At 65.0% G+C, this 2,571-nt stretch carries 3 protein-coding genes; 1 reads left to right on the forward strand and 2 read right to left on the reverse strand.

What is annotated here, in order from left to right:
* The coding region (locus BIS11_RS14920; protein WP_253586413.1) for a YbhN family protein at nucleotides 1-483 on the forward strand (483 nt) is incomplete at its 5' end.
* A gap of 60 nt (nucleotides 484-543) precedes the next feature.
* Here the strand turns inward: BIS11_RS14920 and sucD are convergent.
* A complete protein-coding gene (gene sucD / locus BIS11_RS14925) occupies nucleotides 544-1,416 on the reverse strand; it encodes a succinate--CoA ligase subunit alpha (RefSeq protein WP_227388253.1) in 873 nt (290 codons plus the stop codon).
* Nucleotides 1,416-2,571 (reverse strand): ADP-forming succinate--CoA ligase subunit beta (gene sucC, locus BIS11_RS14930; protein WP_253586414.1); only part of this gene is annotated, 1,156 nt, incomplete at its 5' end. The genes sucC and sucD, both read right to left, overlap by 1 nt.

The raw sequence follows: 2,571 nt of genomic DNA on the forward strand, positions 1-2,571 counted from the left end.
GCCATCGCCTGCCTGCCCAGGCTCTTGCGCCTGCCCAGCCTGACGCGCCGCGCCCCGGCCCGGCGGCGCTGGCTGGCGCGGCGGTTGTTGCGCTGCCGCCATGCGCTGGGCGTCACCCTGCGCCTGCCTCGACCGACACTCGGCGCCATCCTGGCGCTCACGGCGCTGCACTGGCTGTTGCGCTACAGCCTTCTGTATCTGGCGGTGCTCGGCGTGGGTGGGCAGGTTGATTGGCTCTGGACCTTCCTGGTCCAGATGCTGGCGCTGGCGGCGAGCCAGCTGAGCTTCCTGCCCGGTGGCGCCGGGGCGGCGGAGCTCGGCGTGGGCGGGCTGTTGCTGCCGATGATGGCACCGCCCCAGGTCGCGGCGGCGGTGCTGGTGTGGCGTCTGGTGAGCTATCACCTGTATCTCGCCGTTGGGGCGCCGGTGTTCGTGCTGCTCGGCGCGCGCGGCTTCGCGGCCCCTGTTACCGACCACGGCTGACACGGTCATAAAAAAAGGAGCACCCGAGGGTGCTCCTTTTCGCTTGCGAACGGCAGTGTCTTACCAGCCGGTCGCTTCTTTCAGCGCGTCGCCGATTTCCGCCAGGGAGCGGACGGTCTTGACGCCGGCGCTCTCGAGAGCTGCGAACTTCTCGTCCGCGGTGCCCTTGCCACCGGAGATGATCGCGCCGGCGTGGCCCATGCGCTTGCCGGGAGGCGCGGTGACGCCCGCGATGTAGGAAACCACCGGCTTGGAGACGTGCTCCTTGATGTAGGCCGCGGCTTCTTCCTCGGCGGTGCCGCCGATCTCACCGATCATGACGATCGCTTCGGTCTTCGGATCCTTCTCGAACATCTCGAGGATGTCGATGAAGTTGGAGCCCGGGATCGGGTCGCCCCCGATGCCCACGCAGGTGGACTGGCCGAAGCCGTGGTCGGTGGTCTGCTTGACGGCTTCGTAGGTCAGGGTACCGGAACGGGACACGATACCGACGCGGCCCGGCTGGTGGATGTGGCCCGGCATGATGCCGATCTTGCACTCGCCCGGGGTGATCACGCCGGGGCAGTTCGGGCCGATCAGGCGCACGCCCAGCTCGTCGCACTTCACTTTCGCGTCGAGCATGTCGAGGGTGGCGATGCCCTCGGTGATGCACACGATCAGCTTGATGCCGGCGTTGGCGGCTTCGAGGATCGAGTCCTTGCAGAAAGCAGCCGGAACGTAGATCACGCTGGCTTCGGCGCCGGTTTCCTTGACCGCTTCAGCCACGGTGTTGAAGACCGGCAGGCCCAGATGCGTCTGGCCGCCCTTGCCCGGCGTGACACCGCCGACCATTTGCGTACCGTAGGCAATCGCCTGTTCGGAGTGGAACGTGCCCTGGCCACCGGTGAACCCTTGGCAGATGACCTTGGTGTTCTTGTCGATCAGGATGCTCATTACTTGCCCTCCGCTGCTTTGACGACCTGCTGAGCGGCGTCGCTCAGGCTGGTGGCAGCGATGATGTTCAGACCGCTGGAAGCCAGTTTCTCGGCGCCCAGCTCGGCGTTGTTACCTTCCAGACGGACAACGACCGGCACGTTGACACCGACCTGCTCGACGGCGCCGATGATGCCTTCGGCGATCATGTCGCAGCGCACGATGCCGCCGAAGATGTTGACCAGCACGGCCTTGACGTTGTCGTCGGACAGGATGATCTTGAACGCTTCCGCCACGCGCTCCTTGGTCGCACCGCCGCCCACGTCGAGGAAGTTGGCCGGCTTGCCGCCGGACAGGTTGACGATGTCCATGGTGCCCATGGCCAGGCCCGCGCCGTTGACCATGCAGCCGATGTTGCCGTCGAGCGCCACGTAGTTGAGTTCCCACTTGGCGGCGTCGGCTTCACGCTGGTCTTCCTGACTCGGATCACGCATCGCCTGCAGGTCCGGGTGACGGTACAGCGCGTTGCTGTCGAGACCCAGCTTGGCGTCGAGGCAGTGCAGGTTGCCTTCGTTGGTGATGACCAGCGGGTTGATTTCCAGAAGCGCCAGATCCTTGTCGTGGAACAGCTTGGAAAGACCCAGGAAGATCTTGGTGAACTGCTTGATCTGGTCGCCTTTCAGGCCCAGCTGGAAAGCCAGTTCGCGCGCCTGGTAGGGCTGTGCGCCGACCAGCGGGTCGATCTCGGCCTTGAGGATCTTCTCCGGCGTCTCTTCGGCGACGGTTTCGATCTCGACACCGCCTTCGGTGGAGGCCATGAAGACCACGCGACGGGTGGTACGATCGACCACGGCGCCCAGATACAGCTCTTCGGCGATATCGGTGCAGTTCTCGACCAGGATCTTGGCGACCGGCTGGCCTTTCTCGTCGGTCTGGTAGGTGACCAGGTTCTTGCCCAGCCACTGCTCGGCGAAGGCTTTCGCTTCTGCCGGGTCCTTGATCAGCTTCACGCCGCCCGCTTTACCGCGGCCGCCCGCGTGCACCTGGGCTTTGACTACCCACATGTCGCCGCCGATCTTCTTGCACGCTTCTACCGCTTCTTCCGGTGTGTCCACGGCAAAGCCCTTGGACACCGGCAGACCATAATCGGCAAACAGCTGCTTGCCTTGATACTCG

The sequence above is a fragment of the Halomonas sp. 707D4 genome (assembly GCF_024158685.1).
In the GTDB taxonomy this organism is placed as follows: Bacteria; Pseudomonadota; Gammaproteobacteria; order Pseudomonadales; family Halomonadaceae; genus Vreelandella.

What these genes read in the sequence shown, in the direction of transcription:
- sucD (WP_227388253.1), bottom strand. Translation starts at nt 1,416, where the DNA reads ATGAGCATCCTGATCGACAAGAACACCAAGGTCATCTGCCAAGGGTTC.